The sequence below is a fragment of the Burkholderia sp. WP9 genome, assembly GCF_900104795.1.
In the GTDB taxonomy this organism is placed as follows: Bacteria; Pseudomonadota; Gammaproteobacteria; order Burkholderiales; family Burkholderiaceae; genus Paraburkholderia.
On the sequence record NZ_FNTG01000001.1, the window covers coordinates 3,874,930 to 3,894,300 of the forward strand.

A 19,371-nucleotide genomic window follows, 5' to 3' on the forward strand; every position below is an offset into this window, starting at 1 on the left:
AAAATTCGATGAAAATTACGGCCCTCAGTGGGTCAGTTCTACATGGACATCAACAATGACGCGAACCCAACTGCGTCAGTCCATGGTCGCGGTATGGGCTTGGCTACGTCGTCACGACGGACACTGGCTCCGCGCCAACCAGGTTCCAGCCCGTCGACCCTTGGGGAGGCGAGTGCGTCAGGAACTGCCAGCCTTCGTAGTTCGCGCCATCTCAGAGAGCGCTGTCGACCGGCGCGCTCATACCGGCGGTCGGGAACCGCTTCCGTCAGCGTACCAATTCCGGCTTGCATACGGCATGGGTGACTTTCTCTTTGAGCGCGCCACTGCGGACTCGACAGCCGTCGGGAACACTGCCCAACTACCTGGTCGCAAAGAGGTGTTCGTGCACCGTCGGGTGACGCGGGCAATGGAAGAGCTCGCGCGACTCGCCAAGCCGCTCGACATCGCCTCCGTGGCACGTACGGCGCGATTGCGCATCACGACGGTACAAGCCGTCATTTGCAATACCGATTCCAGATTTCATGCAAAACCGAGAACTACATCGGCCGGCTTTCGGCCTGTCCATCGCAAGGAGCGAGTTGTTTCCACTGTATCTTCGACGACTCAGGGTCGTGTCCAATCACAATCTGAATCGCAGCAAAGTGTGGATGCTACCGAGCCGGATGCGACGAGTGATAAACCTGCTTGGACAAAGCGTCGGAACAATTGAAGAGGTAATCAAGCACAACACGTTGATTCCCCTCGCATCTCGATTCATTCGTCCAGAGGACACGGAGAGCATCGTGTCTCATTTCATCGAAGGGCCTAGGGGTGGACTCGCATCAAAGGTTGGAATGGCGGGCGAAGCCTCAGGTTGGTCAAAACATCGCCTTCTCCGTTGCGTCGAATGCCTGAAAGAAGACATTGGCAGTTGTGGCAAGCCTTTCTGGCGGCGGGACCATCTGTTACCCGGCCTGCTTTTTTGTGGGAAGCACAGGGTGCCGCTTCAAGTTCCATGCGAAGTATGCGCTAACTATGCCAGCTTTTCTGAACGGACGTTGCATGCAGGACACCATTGCGGCTGCGGGCTCACGCCGTTGCTTGAAGCCACTCAAATGACGGACGCGCAGTCAGAAAGTGAAATCGGACTTGCGCGAATTGCCTCGCAACTCCTCGACTCAGACTATTTGCCAACGCTTGACTTTCGACGCGTTGCAAAGGAAACGAGTCGAGCAGCCGTCGAGCTCGGCCTAGTCCGCGACGGAGAAAGTCGTTATGCGAGGATACGCGAATTCTTGTCGGACTCGCCGTTCAACGCCTTGCTGCGACGAACCGGAATCTTTGCTGCGTCCAGGACCAAACTCACTCGAATCTTCAACGGCGATTCTTGCATGCGACATCCACTTTCTGCACTTACGTTGCTTACCTCGCTCGTCGGCAGGTGGCAAACGGTAGAGCTGAGAGTGACCGCCTCGAACATTGACGAGGAAGCCTCCACGCGCGTCAATCTCGCGCGTAAAGTAAGGCTAGAGGAAGGACTTCCAGAGCTGTCACCGGACCGTATCGCTAGAGATTTTCAGCGGTACAAAGAGCTGCATGCTATTCACCCCGGACTGAACCATACCCAACTGAGAGGACGCTTCTCCACTAAGTCGAGACGATACCTTACCGTCGAACGGGTGCGAAACGCGGGTGTCGAGGTTCTACCCCGTCCGAAGCAAAAGAAAAGTGATTCGGACTTGGTTGACGAACTGATTGCCCATATCAAGAACCGCTCGTTGCATCTTTTGGCAACCAGGTATCCGGAACGCATCACCGGGCGCGTGCTGATGGAAACCTTTCGACGACCCAAAGTATTCGAGCAGAAAGGGATGAAGGCGAGGCTCCCACGAGCCTATGAAACATTGACAGAGTTACGTGAAACCGACGCTGCGTGGCGCGAACGCATGAAGAGGGAAAAATCCATCACGAAGGCGCAGCGCCGAAAAGGCCAAGAGTCACGCACGAAGGTCAACACTACCGAAAGCGCAAATGAGCAAGGGGCCTGACATGAATCTTCGAACCGTCTACACCAGCTATGGGAACAGAAACTCCAGGCTGAAATCATCACTCGGCACGGCTGCATCGGAATGGCACGACCCAAACTTCGAGTACGACGAGGATGTTGAGCCCGTCGTCGTCCCAGAAAAGAAGACTGGGTTTCGCATCTTCGATTTGAAGCCTCCGTATCCCGCGCCGTCTTTAATTAAGCTTCCGAAGCGCGACGTATTCGGCTGGCCTCATGGCGACGAGTACACGCCGCTGCTCAAGGCTCGGACCCCCTCGATGAGTACACGGGCGGTGATGCCTGGGTTCAAGTTGGAGCGGCTGCATCAGGCGCTGTCGACGGCCGAGCTGCGCGTTTTGACGAAGCTCGCATTCCATCCGGGTGTACTCGACTTCCGTGAGCAGTACGGCATCGTAGACGAGAAGGCGTTCTGGCGAGCTGAGCTGAATGGCAAGCGGATGCGGCGCTTGAATCTGATGACTATCGACGTAATCGTGACGTACTTTTGCCCGCGCGACCTGAAGCTGAAATATCACGCAATCTCTATCAAGGCTCGGGGGTACATCCCTGATGAGAAGGAACTGAGACGCGAGGAACGTGAGCGTAAGGCTATGGAGGAGCGAGGCTGGACGTGGGAGCTGATTATTGGTGATGAGGTTTCTATGGTCGAGTTCGGCAACCTCCAGCTCCTCATGGGTTTTGCCGTCCATCACCACCTCCCCTCACTTTATAGCGTTGCCGAGAGCTTCGCGAAGGTCGTTATCCGGTGCAGCAATCGTGGTAGCCTCGATGCCGTGTTACTACGCGTCGCACGCACCATCGGCATTAGTCTCGATGATGCATACGTCAGATTCAGCGCCGCGGTCGCATACGGTTTTCTCACGCTCGACCATCGTTACGACTTCCGACCTGCCAACCGTCTCGAACTTATTCGAACCGGTCGCCACGCGACAGTGAACTCGTAATCAATCATGTCTACACGAACTGACCAAAGCGATGAGGTCTTACCGCTATCCCAGCTGAAACCTCGGATAGCAGATGCGGCGGCGCTCCAGCGGCTACTGATGCCACAGGAAGAGTGGCCCAAAGGCCTTTGCCGCTTTGATATGTTCGCACGCTTGCGCGACGGCGATGCGCGATACCGAGCCATGTGCTGGAATCCAGTCGACAGACAACTCTACGTCCTGAAGCTCGTTTCCAAAGGCTCGCCTCAGGGCCCTGGAGATTGGAAAGTGTGGACAGCAGACGCGCCCGATTCTCCACTCAAAGACATTAAGCGTTTGGCCGTGGATGGCGTTCCAGAGTACATGAAGCTGCCGCTGAACCTGCTTCCCCCAGATTTACAGAAGGCGCGTAATGGATTTGCGCGACGCCGTCAGATTCTTGAAGCGTTCTGCATGATTGATGCTGGTGGTCATGGCAATCGAGAGGACTATGTTTTTAACGACCAGATTGTTACTGATGGTAGCGCACTCAAGGAAGCAATGCGGTTTGTCATTTCCGCCATCGGGCAGCATCGGGGCTATGCCACTCAGATAAGAAAGTTGTTCCATCAACATTGCCATTTCAACGGTCATGAGAATTCTATGCTCGCCCAACACGCCGGGAAGGGCGTGACAGGTAAGAGGACACGTCTTGTCAATAAACCTGGAGCACTGACTCATGCCGAAAAGCAGGACAGGCTAAGGAGCGAGGCAACCGGCACTCCAAGACGAATTAAGCGCCTTCCCGTGAGCGAAGATGAAAAAGAAACAAAATTTCTTAAAGCGCTTCGACGTTATTGGGTCAAGGAGAAGTGGCCGCTAACTAAGACATATCTGCGGTTGTGCGAAGAGCACTACGCGGATGTCAGAGATGAGCTCCGTCCGACCTACGACACATTCTGCAGAATCTCAAATCAGGAACTAATTCCCAAATACGATTTGTTCGCGGAGCGGAACGGCCCTGCCGTTCATAACGCCAATTTCGCCGTTCTGTCTGGTACAGCGACCGACTACACGCAAGGAAAGATTGAAACGGTCGACGTCGACGGCTGGACACCAAAAGTCGGCATACGAGCGAAGGTCAAGGGCAAGTGGAAGAAAGTCTACGTACGAGTCCTGTTCGCCGTCGCGCGTAACTCGCGCGCGGTTTTGGGAATCGAGGTAATCCTCACGGGTGAAGATTCGATTGCATATCGCAGGTGCATCGCGTCCTGTTTTACGGACAAGTCTAAGCTTGCTCAGCGTCTCGGACTTAGGTCACCCGAAGGGTTGCTGCATGGGAATATCGATGGGGTCTTCTTCGACAACGGCGCTGGCCCGTCCGGGCAAAACGCAGTTGTCGTGTGTAAGCAGATGAGACTCCGGCTTGCAATTTCTCCTCCTGCAAGCGGACAAACGAAAGCGTGCGTCGAGAGCCTCAACGGGTGCATGCAGAACGCGTTGTTGGACTTGGAGGCCGCACATACGCGTAAACATGACCCGCTTAGCAGAGAGGAGCGTCGGAAAAGGCTGTTGACTCGGGGAACGTCTCTGGGGCGCTTCATTTATTCTGTCTACGAAGCGGTGGCGGTACACAACCTCACCGCTTACCGACCGCAACTGCGGAGCCACGAAGACTTCATTGACGGCGAGACGAGCACGCCGAAGAGGCTTTTTGAATCCCAACAGCGTGAGCGCAGAGGAGATGCGCGAAAGCAGTGGTCAGAAAGAGAACTTCTCGCCAGATTTATCGCTTGGGAGCCGTACACGATTCGCAACGGTAAAGTACATTTTGAAGGCGTCCGCTACTCATCGGACAACCTGAAGGCCTTTGCTGAAGAGCAGACTAAGTACGGCCGGTCATTGGAAGTCTTCGTGAAGCGCTTCGCCGCAGACCCTCTTTACCTTCTTTGGAAGCGCGAGGGCGGCGATGTGGTGGAATCGTTAACGGTTATTCGTGAGGACTTGGACCGGGTGCAAAAACTCACTTGGCAGGAGCTATCGCTGACCAAACAGGCGGACGCTATGCTGGAGCTCGAAGGCGACCAGACAAGGCGCAAAGCCAAAAATCTGCTAACCGTCGAGCAGCACAGCGGTGTTGCCGACGCGGTGCGTCATCGCACTGCAAACGGGGACATACACGACCTCGCAGGCACCTCCGCGGTCAACGCTAAAGCGACCGCAATCATCCAGAACAATCGCCGTTGGGAAGAGCGGGAGGCGGCCGCGTTCGGGCTAGGACAGCGTAACGTATCTCCTTCTCCTCCGGAGCGGTCTATCGGGACCAAGCCCCCGAACGCCGAGTATGCGGCATGGTTGCAAGCTAGAAAGGCCGCTCGAGAAAACCAGTAGCGGGAGCCAGAGGAGTGGTAAAGGCATCAAGCTGTGCGGCGACCGCGATGGCAAGGTCGGACCTTGGGCGAGCGAGATAGTCGTTCTTTGTCTGTGGTCGCCAATGTGAAGAGGGCACGGCGCGAAATCGGAGTTATGCCCGGAAAGGCTTACCAGGCGGGCGTAACCGATTCTAATCCAAAGGCTCGGAAAATTCATTCACTGTCTACTTTCGGCTGCTGTCTCGACACAAGAAGCGATTACGCGTCGGAGTAGAACTTTGATTATTCAGAAAATTTCCGGTCGGGTCGTCTGCGGGTGCGTTGTGTAACGACTTCTAATCCGTGTTGCCACGACGACTTGCGAGCGACGCAAGCAAAGCCGCTGTGACCCACGTCGCCGCCTTTCTATTCATGCCCCACTCCGATCCCTCCACGCAGGCTTACTGCTTCTGTGGGACGGGGAATTTCCAAGTGCCGTCAAATACTGACTGCCCCGGACCGTAAATCCGGGCGATGACGTTGTATGCGCCCGTGGGTGCGGGCAGCCAGTTCGATTCCTTCTCCTTGCCGGGCGAGTCGTGCTGAACGTAGATATCGAGAGAACCGTCGGCACCGTATTTCAGGCCCTTCGTGCGGTCACCAATCGAATAACGATTAATGGAATTCGCCACGAGATGACGTCCGGGCAGGTCGTACATTGTCATCGACCAAAAGAACTTCGCGGGCGGCAAGTCCTTCTTGTCAAAGTGAATGACATACGGCTGGGAACCTAGCAACTGTTCGCGGTCTGCATTGACGCGCGTGCCTACGTAGACGGCTTCTTCCTTGGTGTTGCCGTAGATGCCCATGGCCGCGGCGACAGCCCTCTTCATATAGTCGCCGTTCATCTCCTGCCGGGAGCCAAAGATGTCGTAGGAACTCGTCGTATGCTTTTCCGCATCGGCTAGCGCAGCTTTGCCATCCGCCACACCTGCTTCGATAGCTTGCCGTATATCAACTGGCAGCGCGGAAGCATCAAAGGGTCTGCCGGGCGCGATACCAATCTTTGAAAACCGCTCCATCAGTTCGACTTCCGACGGCGCAGGTGGCTGCGTGTATTGCAGCAGGAAATTCACGTATGAGATGAAGTCGATGGATGTCGCCTTCGGCTCGTCCCACTTCGGAAAGGCCACCTTTGGAACAGAGGGCGGTGCCTTGGCATGCTCAAACGAAGAAAGCGGCGTGAGCCGGTACTGCTTCTGGATAGCCTGCATGGCGCTCACGTCGCCGGGGCCATTTAATGCTGTGCGTCCCAGCGTCAGAATGAAGTCGGTCTCCGAACGGAAGACCTTGTCGATACCTTTGGGCGTCTCGCCGTGCCAGTTCGGTCCCGCAAACAGGTAGTGGCCGCCTTGGTTGCCCGTCGTTCGCGAGCCGACGTAGGCGAAGTTATAGGTGAACAGGTCAATCCATTGAAAGACAAAGTATCGATTCTCGGGTACCGGAGGAACAGTCAGCACCCAAGGCTCTCGCCTGAGGTCGAGCCATGCCCATGAATAAGGCGTGTCGTTATTTGGAGTGACGATTTCCTTGTTCTCAGGGCCATAGGGCTGCGAATAGTTTCTGAATTTTCCAAATCCTCCCACGTAGGCCTTGGCAGTAGGGTCAATCGCCTGCTCGTACATCGTCTTGTAGTTGTAAAGCATCGGATATGCATAGATGAACGCATCCTTTGCAATCGTCCTGGCTTCCTCAGGAGTTGCCGTTACCGAGGTCGCTGCCGTTGTTGCACTGGCTGGAGCGGAGGTGAGACAGCACATTCCCATGGAAATCAATAAGCATGTCGAGGTGGAAATAAAGAGCTTGGAAAGTTTCACTATTTAACCTCTCAGAGTCGCTTCGTTATTTTCCGAATGTCAGGTTCAGCCCGGCGAATAGGGTGAACTGAGGTACCCCGGCGCCAGAGTGGGCCACCGAATACTGAGGTTCGATAAATGCGTTATAGATGGTCGAGCCGCTCTTCCATGCTTTGCCCGCACCGAGGCCGACTGGAATGTAATACGTACCACGCTGGAGGTCGAAGGTCCATATGCCGGTTGACCGGATATACCATCCGTCAGGCAGATTAAAGATACCGAATGGCTGGGCCGTGAGCGATTGTGTTGTGGGTCGCCCGCTCTGGCCAGCGAAGGAATGCTGCCACTGTACAAGCGCGCCGAGCAGACGCGCCTTCGTGGCACTGACGGCGACCGCGGCAAGTCCCGCCTGCCATTTCCCTGTTCCCAAGCTTGGGTCCGTGGCGGTCGGCGCCGTAATCAGCGGCCCGACACCTATCTGGATATCCGACTGCGATAATAAAAAAATGTCGAACAGATTGATGTCGCCAAGGCCCGTGTTGTAGCCGCCCGAGGCGTCCGGGCGAGTGCTGACCGGCACCGTCGCCCGGAAAATCTGTGGGACGCCAATGGGCCCAATCGGGCCGACCGGAACTGTCGGCCGCAAAAGTAAATCGTTGGTGTGACCGCTGATCCCGAACAGGCTTGGCGTGAAGTAATTCTGTATGTTGAACGAGGGCGCCGCATTGAGCGGGTTATTGCTCTTGTTCGCGTCGTCCGCTGAGCTTTGTGCGATGGCACTGCTTGCGAGCATGCCGAACAATATCGCGCAAAGAGACTGGCTGCGTAGATTGGATCTTCTCATCGTTTAAATCCCGGAGAAACGACCGCTGAACGCACAATGCCCTATCCTGTTTGGGATCGCATGCTGGAAAAAACACCCGCCAGGTCTTTCTTCGTGCCTATGGTTGCCTGCAAACAACCTTACTCCCGTACCAATTCCACCGCTGCCGCCGAAACAAACTCGGCGCGCACGCTATCGCCGACTCTCAACTGTCCAAGCGGAATCCCCTTTGCGGCCCTGAGTTCCTGTTGATGTTTCGGGCCACGCAGCGTCACCATGCGGTTCTTCCGATCGATCTTCATCACGGTCGCGACCACCTTCACGCTATGCGCCGACGACGCATAGCCTGCCGAAGCCGGTATCGCAGCCGTCGTCTCCACGCGTTCGCGCACACCCCTGGTGGACAATCTGTCGATGCTAAGCAGCAGCGCCTGCTGGTACGCAACGTTGAGCTTGTCGCCGACTCTGAGCCGACTGACATCCGCGAGAGCGGGATTGACGTCCACGTCCGCCAGGTTGCCGCGCGGGCCGCGCAGCGTGACGCTATTCGTGGTGGTGTCGATGGCGACCACACGGACTTGAGCGTGAATGAGCTCGGCGCGTGCGAGCGCCTGCTGCCCGGCGTGGGCATCGGCGTCCTGAGCGAAGCTGGATTGACAGGGCGCAACGGTGAGAATGCTCACCAGCGCGGCCGCCCGCCACATGACAGCGGCCGATGAAGCGAATCTGCGCGGACAGGTCATTCGCTGCTCCCGAAGTGATCATCACGATCGATTAACGCAAGCGCGCAACGCAATCGATAAACCCCAGCGATCAACGCAAAAACGGCGACCTCTCGCGCCTACAACTCCGGGCGCGCCAGGTCGCTGGCGACAATGTGTTCGCCATACACCTGCGCCGCCGCGATCGCTTCCAGCTTGGTCGCATACGGCCCGAGCTCTGGCGCGCCGTCGAACGGAAAGAGCACGCGTGCGTCGGTGGTTCGAACCACTTTCAACACGCCGAAAAAACGCTTGTATCCGGCGAGCTTCGACGTTGCTGAAATTTCAAAATCGTCCTCGGACGTCGCGGGGACGCTGGGAATAAATGCGGTCTTGGCCATACCTGAAAACATCGCTTGTTCAATGGGCCGACAGCGGCAAGAACGCCAAGCCTACACCCGGTTGTACCGGGAAAACATTCGCCGGCGGGTTTCATTGTCTCAAATCCCGGCGGATTCGGCCGGTGCGTCCACAAGCGAACCGGCGAGCGGCCGTCGATCAAGCCGGTCGCCGGCATCGTCAGGCGCGTTTATGTGCCGCGCGAGATGACCGTTATATGGCAAGAATGTAGCGTGATTCACGGCTGCGTCATACGCGCTGCATAAAGTTTGTCCCCACTAAAAACGCCAATACAAAGGGGCACTCCATGTCACAACGCAGCGGCTTGCGTGCATTCTTCATGGTCGCTTGCGCGGTCCTGATCGGCCTGATCGTCGCCGCGTGCGGATCGTCGTCCTCGTCGCTCAAATTGAGCGGCCAGCAGCAGATCCGCCACGTTTTCGTCATCACGCTCGAGAACGAAAACTATGCGACCACCTTCGGTGCGAACAGCAAGGCGCCGTATCTTTCGCAGACGCTCGCTTCGCAGGGCGCGATGGTGCAGCAGTACTACGGCACGGGGCATGTGAGCCTCGACAATTACATCTCGATGATCAGCGGCCAGGCGGCGACGCCGGAAACGGATAACGACTGCATCACCTATCAGGACTACAAGCTCACGGGCATGACATCGGACGGCCAGGCGATCGGCTCGGGCTGCGTCTACCCGGCGAGCGTCAAGACGTTGCCGGACCAGTTGAAGGCTGCGGGCTACACGTGGAAGGGCTATGAAGGCGACATGGGCAACGACCCGACGCGTGAAGCCGCCACTTGCGGCCACCCGACGCTCAACACGACCGACCTGACGCAGTCTGCCGAAGCGCCGAGCGCCGCCGTGCCGCTGGGCGACCAGTACGCGACGCGTCACAACCCGTTCATGTACTTCCACTCGATCATCGACTCGGCGGACTGCGGGCAGAACGTCGTCAATCTGAACAAGCTCACGACCGACCTGCAGTCGGTCTCGACCACCGCCAACTTCAACCTCATCACGCCGAACCTGTGCGACGACGGCCACGACGCGCCGTGCGTGAACGGCCAGCCGGGTGGCCTGACGAGCGCGAACACGTTCCTCCAGAAGTGGGTGCCGATTATCACGGCGTCGCCGGCGTTTCAGCAGGACGGTTTGCTGATCATCAACTTCGACGAAAGCAGTTACGCGACGGTGACGCAGTCGGGCACGAGCGAGGATCTGATTTTCACCGGCGCGACCTGCTGCAGCCAGCAGCCGGGGCCGAATCTGCCGTCGTTCCCGCAGACGTCTTCGCTGACGTACAAGGGTTTGACGATCAACCTGACCAAGCAGAGCTTCGGCGGCGACCAGACCGGCGCGGTCATGATCTCGAAATTCATCAAGCCGGGTACGGTATCGACGGTGCAGTACAACCACTATTCGATGCTCAAGAGCATTGAAGACATCTTCCAGCTGGACCACCTCGGCTACGCGGGCCAGGCCGGCCTCGTCGGGTTCGGCAGCGACATCTTCACGAACCTGTAAGCGATTCGATGCTGTCTTCTGCAATGCGATTGACCGCGCGCGCCGGCGTGAATTGGGCGGCGCGTGCCGCGCTGCTCGGCGCCGCGCTGATGTCCGGTGCGGCCGCGGCAGCGCCGGCCGCTACGAACCCCGCCTATAGCGACGCCGCCGCGCTCGGCAAGCTGATGTTCTTCGACGCCTCGCTGTCGGCCTCGGGCAGGATGTCGTGCGCGAGCTGTCATAGCCCGTCGCATGCGTATGGGCCGCCCAACGGCCTCGCGGCACAGCTGGGTGGGGCGGACATGCACTCGCAGGGCACGCGCGCCGTGCCGAGCCTGCGCTACGTGCTGAACCGCACGCCGATGTGGAGCCACGCGCAGGCTGCCAGTCTGTCCGAGCGTCTGAGCGAAACGGACAACGCGCCGGTGGGCGGTTTCGGCTGGGACGGGCGCTTCAACCGTTTGCGCGATCAGGCGAGTTTCCCGCTGTTCAATCCCAACGAGATGGCCAACACGGATCCGGCGGCCGTGCTCGCAAAACTGGAGCACGCGCCCTATGCGGCGCGTTTCAAGGAAGTGTTCGGTCAGAACATCTTCGTTGATCGCGCCAAGGCGTTCACGCAGGCCATGTACGCGATCGAGCGTTTCGAGCTGGAAGACCCGAGTTTCCGTCCGTACACGAGCAAGTTCGATTACTATCTGGACGGTAAATTGCAACTAACGGCACAAGAATTGAGAGGCAAAAAGCTGTTCGACAATCCCGAGGGTGGCAATTGCGCCTCCTGCCATATCGACCAGGTCGGCGCCGACGGCTCCCATCCGCTTTTCACCGACTTCAACTTCCAGGCGCTCGGCGTGCCGCGCAATCCGGAATTGCGGGCCAACTCCGATCCGAAGTACTTCGATATGGGGCTGTGCGGACCGCTGCGCACCGATCAGTCGAGCGACAAAAGTAATTGCGGGCTCTTCAAATCGGTCTCGCTGCGCAATACGGCGACGCGTCAGGTGTTTTTCCACAACGGCCGGTTCCATACGCTGAAGGACGCGCTGCGCTTCTACGTGCAACGCGACACCAATCCGGCGAAGTGGTATCCAGAAGATGCGCACGGCAAGATCGACAAATTCAACGACTTGCCCGTCGCGCTACGCGTCAACGTCGACACGACAGACGAGCCGCTCACACGCAAAGCCGGCGAGCGTCCGGTCTGGTCGGAGCGCGATATCGACGACGTCGCCGCTTTCCTCGCCACGCTGAACGACGATTACGTTCCAAAGCCGAAACCAACGCATTGAACGCGAAAGAAGCACGAGCGGCCGTAATTCCTAAGACGAATTTCTGCTCGTTCTGGGTCTAATTTGGGGGCAGAGCTATAATGGCCGGATCCCTTTTTCTTTCCCGTCCTCCGTTATGAGCCGGTTACTTTGCCTGATCGTGCTGTCGCTCGGCCTGATGCAGACCGCGGCGGCGGACGAAAACACCGAGCGAATGTCCGCGTATCTCACGCATAAATTCGGCTTGGCAAAGGAAAAGGCTGAAAAGATTTCCGACGCGGTGCAATCCGCCGCCTCGAAATATTCCCTCCCGCCGGCGCTCCTGCTGGCGATCATCTCGATCGAATCCCGCTTCAAGGAAAAGGCCAAGGGCGCCAACGGCGCGACCGGGCTGATGCAGGTGGTGCCTGGCGCGCATCGCGGGCTGCTGAGGAACGTCAAGGATCTCACCGAGCCGACCGCGAACATCGAAGTGGGTTCGGCGATCCTGTACGGCTACATGCGCTCGGCCAACGGCGACATGAACGCCGCGCTCAAGAGCTACGGCGGCTCGCAGGCCTACGCGCAGAAAGTGAGCTTGAAGGTTGAAGATTTCGCGGCGGTCGCCACGCCTCAAGACTCTGATCGACAGGCGGATGCGCAGGCCGTCGCGTGCGCGGCGCAACCCGCGCCCGACCATTGCGCTGCGCTGGATAGCTGGGCCGATGCGTTCACGATTCCGGCCGTCAGCGCCGCCGGGAAAAATGGCGCGACCGCGTCGTCAATGGGACTTCCCGCTACGTCGCACTGAGCGACATCCCGTTTTTGCTGTTTCTTCTCTCACGGCGTCGCGGCCGTGGTAATGCGTTGTCACGTCCCGCGATATGCCGGAGTGCGTGCTTTTTACGCATATTTGGCAACCGCTCTACAATGCATTCCCATTCGCGCTCACGCGGCGTCTCTTCCGATCGACCATGCCGACCTCGTTTTTTAAAGCCCCTGCCGCCGCGCTTGCCGGCCTGCTGACCCTTGCCGCCTGTAGCAGCGCGCCACAGCAGAAATTCCAACAGGAACTGTTCGAAACTGGCGCGAGCCCGTATGCACGCAATTTCAATTCGAGTGCGACGGATACCTGCGAGGCCGCGCGTCGTGCGCTATTGAGCCAAGGCTATCTGACGACGATGACGCGTAACGACACCGTCGATGGCACCAAGAATTTCCAGCCGACCGGCGATAGCCACGTGGTCGTCGAATTTCACGTGGTCTGCACGCCCGGGGAAGAGGCGAGCGACACCAGCATCGTCTACGTCAATGCCGTTCAGAACGGCTTTGCGCTGAAGAAAAGCGACACCTCGGCGAGTGTCGGGCTGAGTGTGCTGGGTTCGCTGTCGCTGCCGATCCGCTCGAACAGCGATGCGATGGTCAAAATCTCGAGCGAAACGATTCCCTCGGGCAAGTTCTACGACCGGTTCTTCGGCCTTGTCGATCACTATCTGCAAACGGTGGTGCGCACGCAGCCGGTCGCGAGCAGCCGCATCGAGACGCGCCTCCTGCCGGTGCCTGTTCAAGCCGCGGCTCCAGCGCCTGTTCCCGAGATGCCCGACGCGATCGGCACGGCGGCGTCCGTGCCACCGGCGAGCGGAGTCGGCGTGGCGCCTTGAGTGATCTACGGGAGTTCGCCGGGTGGAGGTTGAACAAGCGCTGATCAGCCTTCAATCTCACCGCGAAGCATCACTTATCCTATGTTTTTTACTTCATACGTATATATATGTAGTAATAGTTAACAAGGGTTAACCCCTTCTGTGGATAACTCCCAAATGTTCCGTCACATCAATGTCATGCAAACTCCATAACCCTGCGGAACACGTCTGTAGAAAAACTACAAACCTGGGATAAGTTCGATGGCGCCTGGCTGATGGGCCGTCTTATCAAGATTCCGCACACAGGCTGTTCCACGCGCTATCCCGAAGTTATTCATAGGGAACTGTGGATAACTCGCCTTCGAGCCCCTTTCTTCAACTGCTGCCGGGCAGGTTTTTCAACTTCGCCATGCGCTCGCCACCGTACAGACCGCAGCCGCCCAGACGCGCACATTGAAGACGGACGGTACAAAGATTGCGTCTCTCTTTTTGCAAGCGCGACTGTTGCTATTTAGTCAAAACCATTTCGGTAACGGCCGATCCAGGCATAGAGTTAAAGTGTTTTCTGAAGTTAATGGTGCGGTGCGGGGGTGTGGAATGAAACGTAGAACAGCACGACAGCTTGTCCGTCTTCTCTCGGATATTCGACATGCCACCCATTGCAGCACGCTACGGGCGGCAGCCACCAACCGGGCCATTACGCTCGCATCCGCTGAACACGACGCGGACGTTGCAGATAGCGACGACAATACCGATCCCACGCGCGACGCGCATCGAGACAAGCCAGCCCGGAGCGGATCATGAGAATGGCAAGCGAACAGTCGCTGCGGTTTCTAGTGGAAAAATGGCTTGCGCCGGAGCCTTCCGTGCCGGTTCATGTCACCGAATTCAGCCGTACCCGCCTGGGTGGCCGCCGCTATGTACGCGTCGAGACGTCGCTCGAGGCGGGCTCACGCGGGTTGTTCTTCTTTCGTCACGACGACGGCTGCTGGTGTGTATTTCCGCCCACCGCGGACACGCCGGCTTTGTATGCGCAGTCGCGAGCTGCGTAAAGACGGCCAGCAATACAGCAACGCCGACCGCCTACGCAAATAGCTCGCACTCTTCGACACGCGATAGGTCGACCGGCTACATCCTCAAGCCGATGAATTCAGGACGATGTACGAGGCAAGCGTTCACGCCCGCGTCGCCATGCCGGCATCACCTGACACACGATCAATCCCGCCAGCATCAGCGCGCACCCGAACAGCGCGCGCGCCGACAGTGTCTCGCCAAGCACGAGCCAGGCCGCTAGCGCTGCGAACACGCCCTCCATGCTGAAGATCACCGCCGCATGCGACGGCGCCGCATGCTTTTGCGCGACCACCTGAATCGTGTAGGCGATGCCGACTGACAGCGCTCCGCCGTACAAAATGGTCGGCGCGGCACGTGTAATTACCGCCAGACTGACCGGCTCGACGGCGAGACCGACAACAAGGCACGCTAGCCCACACGTCACGAACTGCACGAGCGCGAGCATGAGCGTGTCATGACGTAGCGCGAAGCGCCCGACCAGCATCATCTGAATGGAGATGACGAGCGCGCCGGCCAGTTGATACCAGTCGCCGTACAGCATCGAAAACCGCTCGTTCACGCTCAGAAAATACATGCCTACCGCCGCGAGCGCCGCACCGAGCCACGTCCCGATTCCCGTGCGATGTTTGAACAGCACGCCCAGCAGCGGCACGATTACCACGTACAACGAACTGATGAAGCCCGCATTGGCGACCTTCGTGTATTGCAGGCCGATCTGTTGCAACGAAATCGAGGCGGCCAACACCACGCCGAGCAGCACGCCGGCACCTAAGAGCTCGCGAGCGACACCGGGTTCGCGCTTCGACAGTTCGGCCAGCGCGGAGCGCCGGACACAAACAATCAGCGTCAGCACGACGAGTGCGCCGAGCAGGAAGCGCAGTCCCGTGAAGAGAAACGGTCCGATCGCGTCGAGACTCAGGCGTTGCGCGACGAACGCTGAGCCCCAGATCATCGCGGCGATCAGCATCAGCATATTGGCGTGCAGGTGTTGGCGGGTTTCGGCTTTCAAAGGTGGTCTTTCAGGTTCGATGGGATGACAACGCGTTCGCGGCTGACTGGCGGCGTCGACTCGATGAGCGCGTCGCCGTTCGGCCGCAGACATGATACGTGTGCACCGCGAGGGCTGATGTCCGGACATCCCGCAGTATCGGCATCTTCGAGCAGACGCACGCGACCTTGAATGATCCGATCGATCCATAGTCGTTCGCAGCGCGCCCGACTCGGGCGATAATCGCGCGACGGCCAACAGTTCAGTACACGACTGACCCAGCGAGCCGGCTGATTTTCAGGCAAACGCAATGGATGAGAAAGACTGGATCGCCGGCGCGGCCAAAGCGCTGGCGATCATCGAAGCATTCGATGAAGAGCACGCCCGCATGACACCGACCATGGTGGCTGGGCGCGCGGGCCTGTCGCGCACGGCGGCGCGTCGCTATCTGCTGACGTTGCGCGAACTCGGCTACGTGGACACCGACGGCAAACTATTCTGGCTCGCGCCGCGTGTCTTGCGGCTCGGCCAGTCGTATCTGGATTCAGCGCGCTTGCCGCGCACCGTGCAGCCGTTTCTCCAACGTATTACCGCAACGGTGCAGGAAACCGCGCTGGTGGCGATTCTCGATGAACACGACGTGGTGTATGTGGCGCGCAACGGCGTGAACCGGGCGATGGCGGTCGGCTTCGTGCTCGGCTCGCGCGCGCCCGCGCCGTTGTCGTCGGCGGGACTGGTTTTGCTGGCGTTTCAGGCGCCGGAGAGCATCGAGCAGTGGCTCGCGTCTTACCCGATCAAGGTGTTCACGCCTCACACCTACTCGACGATCGAACAGTTGCGTGATGTGCTCGGCGAAATTCGCCGCAATGGCTACGTGGTCACCGACCAGCAACTGGAGTTGGGCGTACGCGGCGTCGCGGTGCCGTTGCGCGATCGGCATGGTTCGGTCGTGGCGGCGATCAGCGTCAGCATGCCGATCGGACAGGAGTCGGCGAACGCCGCGTTGCATCGCGTGTTGCCGACCCTTCTGGAGAACGCCAGCCTGTTGCGCAACCTGGTTTGATGCGGTCTAGGTGAATCCCCTGGTAGGCGGCGCTTGACGAGTGAAAGCGTGTCGAAAGCAAGCTGTCTCCCGGAAAATACATATCGAGTTTTGGGCATGACAAACCGCCTACACTGCGTAATACTCTCCCGCGGGGAGCGGGAAGGCGCCTCAAGCCCTGTCTGCTTCACCGTGCAGCTTATTCATTCACATTGACTCAGTCGTCCAGGTTTGGGGAACAACACATGAAAAAAGTTATCGTCTCGCTCGCAGCCGCTTCGATCGCGCTGGTTTCCGTTCAAGCTTTCGCACAAGCGTCGGACGCAGCAGCACCGGCTGCTGCAGCAAGCGCGCCGAAGAAGCATCACGTCAAGAAGCTGAAGACGCACGGCAAGCGCGCTCCGGTTTCGGCAGCCGCTTCGGCAGCTGGCACGAACGACAAGGGCACGCAAAACTAAGCTGCGGCCCGATTTTTCGGGCCAGCCTCGCCGGTTGACCGTTCCGTGCTGCTTGTCGGCAGGTGCAATGTGAACCGGATAAAGGCGTCGCAAGCAAAAAGGCCAGAGCTCGTGCTCTGGCCTTTTGCATTCCGGGCGCGGTTGTCGCGGCGATTAGCCTGCGAGTCCACGCTTGATGACTTCGTTCAGCAATCCGCTCATTCCTTCGGGATGGGTCGCGGCCCGCTCTTTCAGCTCGGTCACCAAATCGCCGTTCAGCTTGCACGCGAATGCGACCAGGCCCTGCGCCTGATCGAGCTTGCGCTGTTCGCGGCGATCGAGCTTCGGCTCGGCGGCCGCGGCTTTGCCGAAACGGTCGGCCGTCGACAGCTTCATTGCATTGTTCAGCTTGAGTGCCTTGTTCTTTTCAAGGTCGGTCTTTTTCATCGCCATACGGAAGGCCTCTGCCAGATAAGTAATCCCGCATTGTACGCACCGCGCCGGACGTCGGGCGAGCGCGCGGCGCCAGGGGCTTCACCTGCATCGATCGCCGCGCAAAGTGGGATCCAGAGTAAGCACCTCAATCGGAGCTCAGGCAGACCGGCCAGGCGCGGCCGCCACGCTGTCCATCAGCGCGCGCATTCTCTGCCAATGGGTGCCTTCCCAAAACACGCGACGGCACACGTCGCAGGTAACGAACTGTGCATGCCTTTCCAGCACGCCGTCGGGAGCGCGCGTGCCGACTTCCTCCTTGGGGATGCGCCGTAGCGGCACATTGCACATCAGACACAAGCGAAACGGTTGCGCGCTGCCGGCCAGATCGAGCCGTTCAAACACTTCGCGCAATTGTTCGCGTGGTCTGAGCGTGCGGACATAGCAGCCATGCGTGATGCTGCGGCGTTTCAATAACTCGCGGTCACGTGTCAGGACGATGCGCTGTTGCGCGGCGGCCAGCGCTTCGATGTCGGCGTCGGGAAAGTGGTTGTCGTACAGCGTATCGAAGCCGGCAAGCCGCAGGAGCGGCGCGAGGCCGCCGAGATGCGCGTCGGCGATGAAGCGCACCACGCGCAGCGGCCGTTCGCGCACGCGCAGAAGCGGCTGGATGTCGAGCGCTTCAAACTTCGGATACACGGCTATGCGATCGCCGTCCGAGAGCGGATGATTGAAACCGACCGACTCGCCGTTGACCAGAATCAGCTCGACCTCGGTGTGCGGCACGCCGAGCACCTCGATCATGTGCTTGGCGGTGGCGCCCGGCGCGCAGGCATAACTGAACGCGCGCCGGCGTAGCGGGCGCGCGAGAAAATCGTTCAGCTCCTCGTAGAAGCGGAATGTCGCGGTCACCATCACCGCAGTATCGCACCGTGTTTCATTGCGTGCTGTCCTGCACGTGTCGCATGGGTGTGCTTTACTTCCAGTTCTTTAGAAGACGGAGCGACAGATGGACATCGGTTTTATCGGTCTCGGCGAGATGGGCGCCGCGATGGTTGCAAACATTTTGAAAGCCGGGCATCAGGTGCGCGTGTGGAATCGCTCGCCGGAACGTGCGCAGCCGCTCGTCGAAGCAGGCGCGCGGATCGTCGCGACGCCGGCCGAAGCGTTTGCGGGCGACGCCGTGTTCTCGATGCTCGCCGACGATAGCGCGTTGCGCGAGGTCATCACCGCCGCCCTGCTGGAACATGCTCCGCGTGGACTGATTCACGTGAACATGGCGACGATCTCGGTCGCGCTGGCCGAGGAACTGGCGACGGCGCACGCATCGCGCGGCGTTCACTACGTGGCCGCGCCGGTGTTGGGCCGGCCCGATGTCGCTGCGGCGGGCAAGCTGACCATCGTGGCGGGCGGACCGGCCGAGTCGATCGACCGTGTTCAGCCGATTTTCGACGTAATCGGCCAGAAAACCTGGCGCATCGGTTCGCTGCCGCAGCAGGCGAATGTCATGAAGCTCGCGGCTAACTTCATGTTGGGCGCGGCAGTCGAGACGCTCGGCGAAGCGGCCACTCTGGTAACCGGGCACGGTCTGGCGATGCAGGATTTCCTCGACGTGATTACGAGCGGCCTGTTTCCGGGCCCGGTCTATTCGGGCTACGGCAAGCTGATCGCGGAGCAGCGCTACGAGCCGGCGCTGTTCAAGGCGCGTCTTGGCCTGAAGGACATGCGTCTGGCGCTGGCCGCGGCTGAGGCCGTGACGACGCCGCTGCCGATCGCCAGCGTAGTGCGTGACAGTCTGATCGAAGCGGTGGCTCACGGCGACGGCGAGAAGGATTTCGCCGTGCTGGGCCAGGTCGCCGCACGGCGAGCAGGGCGCTAAGAGGCACTGACATGCAGTGGTGACGGACCCGGGC

The 19,371-nt window shown here is 59.1% G+C and carries 18 protein-coding genes; 11 read left to right on the forward strand and 7 right to left on the reverse strand.

Translation table 11 applies throughout. The features are described 5' to 3' along the window. Window positions 1-611: 611 nt before the first annotated feature. Genes BLW71_RS17245 through BLW71_RS17255 form a run of 3 tightly spaced genes read left to right on the forward strand, consistent with a single transcriptional unit; the run spans window position 612 to window position 5,340 of the window. Entirely contained in the window at window positions 612-2,027 is a 1,416-nt protein-coding gene (locus BLW71_RS17245) for a TniQ family protein (RefSeq protein ID WP_143048364.1), read from the forward strand. Window position 2,028: 1 nt separating this feature from the next. Further along, window positions 2,029-2,991 carry a TnsA endonuclease N-terminal domain-containing protein gene (locus tag BLW71_RS17250; protein ID WP_177205055.1) on the forward strand — a complete coding sequence of 321 codons (963 nt, stop codon included), beginning with the start codon at window positions 2,029-2,031 and terminating at the stop codon, window positions 2,989-2,991. 6 nt (window positions 2,992-2,997) lie between these two features. After that, the gene (locus BLW71_RS17255; RefSeq protein WP_143048365.1) at window positions 2,998-5,340 is read left to right on the forward strand and encodes a TnsB C-terminal domain-containing protein; all 2,343 of its coding nucleotides are present in this window, start codon (window positions 2,998-3,000) and stop codon (window positions 5,338-5,340) included. A 421-nt stretch (window positions 5,341-5,761) separates the two neighbouring features. On the opposite strand, the gene BLW71_RS17260 is transcribed toward BLW71_RS17255, so the two are convergent. The 4 genes from BLW71_RS17260 to BLW71_RS17275 form a co-directional block, all read right to left on the reverse strand. Beyond that, window positions 5,762-7,177, reverse strand: a complete 1,416-nt coding sequence (locus tag BLW71_RS17260) for a DUF1254 domain-containing protein (protein ID WP_286162013.1) — start codon at window positions 7,175-7,177, stop codon at window positions 5,762-5,764. A 25-nt stretch (window positions 7,178-7,202) separates the two neighbouring features. Continuing rightward, window positions 7,203-8,000, reverse strand: a complete 798-nt coding sequence (locus tag BLW71_RS17265; protein ID WP_286162014.1) for a hypothetical protein — start codon at window positions 7,998-8,000, stop codon at window positions 7,203-7,205. 119 nt (window positions 8,001-8,119) lie between these two features. Continuing rightward, window positions 8,120-8,722 (reverse strand): hypothetical protein, encoded by a 603-nt coding sequence (locus BLW71_RS17270; protein WP_091798246.1) that lies wholly within the window; start codon window positions 8,720-8,722, stop codon window positions 8,120-8,122. Between the two features lie 98 nt (window positions 8,723-8,820). Next, on the reverse strand, window positions 8,821-9,081 hold the full coding sequence (locus BLW71_RS17275) for a DUF6723 family protein (RefSeq protein WP_091798249.1): 261 nt from the start codon (window positions 9,079-9,081) through the stop codon (window positions 8,821-8,823). Window positions 9,082-9,386: 305 nt separating this feature from the next. On the opposite strand from BLW71_RS17275, the gene BLW71_RS17280 reads away from it, so the two are divergent. The 5 genes from BLW71_RS17280 to BLW71_RS17300 all read left to right on the forward strand — a co-directional run bounded on the left by BLW71_RS17280 (window position 9,387) and on the right by BLW71_RS17300 (window position 14,537). Then, on the forward strand, window positions 9,387-10,616 hold the full coding sequence (locus BLW71_RS17280) for an alkaline phosphatase family protein (protein WP_286162015.1): 1,230 nt from the start codon (window positions 9,387-9,389) through the stop codon (window positions 10,614-10,616). An 8-nt stretch (window positions 10,617-10,624) separates the two neighbouring features. Beyond that, window positions 10,625-11,887 (forward strand): cytochrome-c peroxidase, encoded by a 1,263-nt coding sequence (locus tag BLW71_RS17285; protein ID WP_502686821.1) that lies wholly within the window; start codon window positions 10,625-10,627, stop codon window positions 11,885-11,887. 115 nt (window positions 11,888-12,002) lie between these two features. Further along, window positions 12,003-12,656, forward strand: a complete 654-nt coding sequence (locus BLW71_RS17290) for a lytic transglycosylase domain-containing protein (RefSeq protein WP_091798254.1) — start codon at window positions 12,003-12,005, stop codon at window positions 12,654-12,656. Window positions 12,657-12,819: 163 nt separating this feature from the next. Beyond that, window positions 12,820-13,506, forward strand: coding sequence for a DUF2242 domain-containing protein (locus tag BLW71_RS17295; protein ID WP_091800969.1), 687 nt, complete (start codon window positions 12,820-12,822; stop codon window positions 13,504-13,506). Window positions 13,507-14,285: 779 nt separating this feature from the next. Beyond that, window positions 14,286-14,537, forward strand: coding sequence for a hypothetical protein (locus BLW71_RS17300; protein WP_091798257.1), 252 nt, complete (start codon window positions 14,286-14,288; stop codon window positions 14,535-14,537). A gap of 98 nt (window positions 14,538-14,635) precedes the next feature. On the opposite strand, the gene BLW71_RS17305 is transcribed toward BLW71_RS17300, so the two are convergent. Continuing rightward, complete coding sequence (locus BLW71_RS17305) at window positions 14,636-15,568, reverse strand: DMT family transporter (protein WP_091798259.1); 933 nt, start codon at window positions 15,566-15,568, stop codon at window positions 14,636-14,638. Between the two features lie 289 nt (window positions 15,569-15,857). On the opposite strand from BLW71_RS17305, the gene BLW71_RS17310 reads away from it, so the two are divergent. Further along, complete coding sequence (locus BLW71_RS17310) at window positions 15,858-16,610, forward strand: IclR family transcriptional regulator domain-containing protein (RefSeq protein WP_091798262.1); 753 nt, start codon at window positions 15,858-15,860, stop codon at window positions 16,608-16,610. A gap of 224 nt (window positions 16,611-16,834) precedes the next feature. Further along, window positions 16,835-17,047 carry a hypothetical protein gene (locus tag BLW71_RS17315; RefSeq protein WP_091798264.1) on the forward strand — a complete coding sequence of 71 codons (213 nt, stop codon included), beginning with the start codon at window positions 16,835-16,837 and terminating at the stop codon, window positions 17,045-17,047. A 153-nt stretch (window positions 17,048-17,200) separates the two neighbouring features. On the opposite strand, the gene BLW71_RS17320 is transcribed toward BLW71_RS17315, so the two are convergent. After that, window positions 17,201-17,479 (reverse strand): hypothetical protein, encoded by a 279-nt coding sequence (locus tag BLW71_RS17320; protein WP_091798267.1) that lies wholly within the window; start codon window positions 17,477-17,479, stop codon window positions 17,201-17,203. 138 nt (window positions 17,480-17,617) lie between these two features. Further along, window positions 17,618-18,373: a Mut7-C RNAse domain-containing protein gene (locus BLW71_RS17325; RefSeq protein WP_091798270.1), complete on the reverse strand. Its 756-nt coding sequence runs from the start codon at window positions 18,371-18,373 to the stop codon at window positions 17,618-17,620. A 94-nt stretch (window positions 18,374-18,467) separates the two neighbouring features. On the opposite strand from BLW71_RS17325, the gene BLW71_RS17330 reads away from it, so the two are divergent. Beyond that, on the forward strand, window positions 18,468-19,337 hold the full coding sequence (locus BLW71_RS17330) for an NAD(P)-dependent oxidoreductase (protein WP_091798272.1): 870 nt from the start codon (window positions 18,468-18,470) through the stop codon (window positions 19,335-19,337). Window positions 19,338-19,371 lie beyond the last annotated feature (34 nt).

What these genes read in the sequence shown, in the direction of transcription:
- BLW71_RS17250 (WP_177205055.1), top strand. Translation starts at nt 2,029, where the DNA reads ATGAATCTTCGAACCGTCTACACCAGCTATGGGAACAGAAACTCCAGG.
- BLW71_RS17255 (WP_143048365.1), top strand. Translation starts at nt 2,998, where the DNA reads ATGTCTACACGAACTGACCAAAGCGATGAGGTCTTACCGCTATCCCAG.
- BLW71_RS17265 (WP_286162014.1), bottom strand. Translation starts at nt 8,000, where the DNA reads ATGAGAAGATCCAATCTACGCAGCCAGTCTCTTTGCGCGATATTGTTC.
- BLW71_RS17270 (WP_091798246.1), bottom strand. Translation starts at nt 8,722, where the DNA reads ATGACCTGTCCGCGCAGATTCGCTTCATCGGCCGCTGTCATGTGGCGG.
- BLW71_RS17275 (WP_091798249.1), bottom strand. Translation starts at nt 9,081, where the DNA reads ATGGCCAAGACCGCATTTATTCCCAGCGTCCCCGCGACGTCCGAGGAC.
- BLW71_RS17280 (WP_286162015.1), top strand. Translation starts at nt 9,387, where the DNA reads ATGTCACAACGCAGCGGCTTGCGTGCATTCTTCATGGTCGCTTGCGCG.
- BLW71_RS17285 (WP_502686821.1), top strand. Translation starts at nt 10,625, where the DNA reads ATGCTGTCTTCTGCAATGCGATTGACCGCGCGCGCCGGCGTGAATTGG.
- BLW71_RS17290 (WP_091798254.1), top strand. Translation starts at nt 12,003, where the DNA reads ATGAGCCGGTTACTTTGCCTGATCGTGCTGTCGCTCGGCCTGATGCAG.
- BLW71_RS17295 (WP_091800969.1), top strand. Translation starts at nt 12,820, where the DNA reads ATGCCGACCTCGTTTTTTAAAGCCCCTGCCGCCGCGCTTGCCGGCCTG.
- BLW71_RS17300 (WP_091798257.1), top strand. Translation starts at nt 14,286, where the DNA reads ATGAGAATGGCAAGCGAACAGTCGCTGCGGTTTCTAGTGGAAAAATGG.
- BLW71_RS17310 (WP_091798262.1), top strand. Translation starts at nt 15,858, where the DNA reads ATGGATGAGAAAGACTGGATCGCCGGCGCGGCCAAAGCGCTGGCGATC.
- BLW71_RS17315 (WP_091798264.1), top strand. Translation starts at nt 16,835, where the DNA reads ATGAAAAAAGTTATCGTCTCGCTCGCAGCCGCTTCGATCGCGCTGGTT.
- BLW71_RS17320 (WP_091798267.1), bottom strand. Translation starts at nt 17,479, where the DNA reads ATGGCGATGAAAAAGACCGACCTTGAAAAGAACAAGGCACTCAAGCTG.
- BLW71_RS17325 (WP_091798270.1), bottom strand. Translation starts at nt 18,373, where the DNA reads ATGGTGACCGCGACATTCCGCTTCTACGAGGAGCTGAACGATTTTCTC.
- BLW71_RS17330 (WP_091798272.1), top strand. Translation starts at nt 18,468, where the DNA reads ATGGACATCGGTTTTATCGGTCTCGGCGAGATGGGCGCCGCGATGGTT.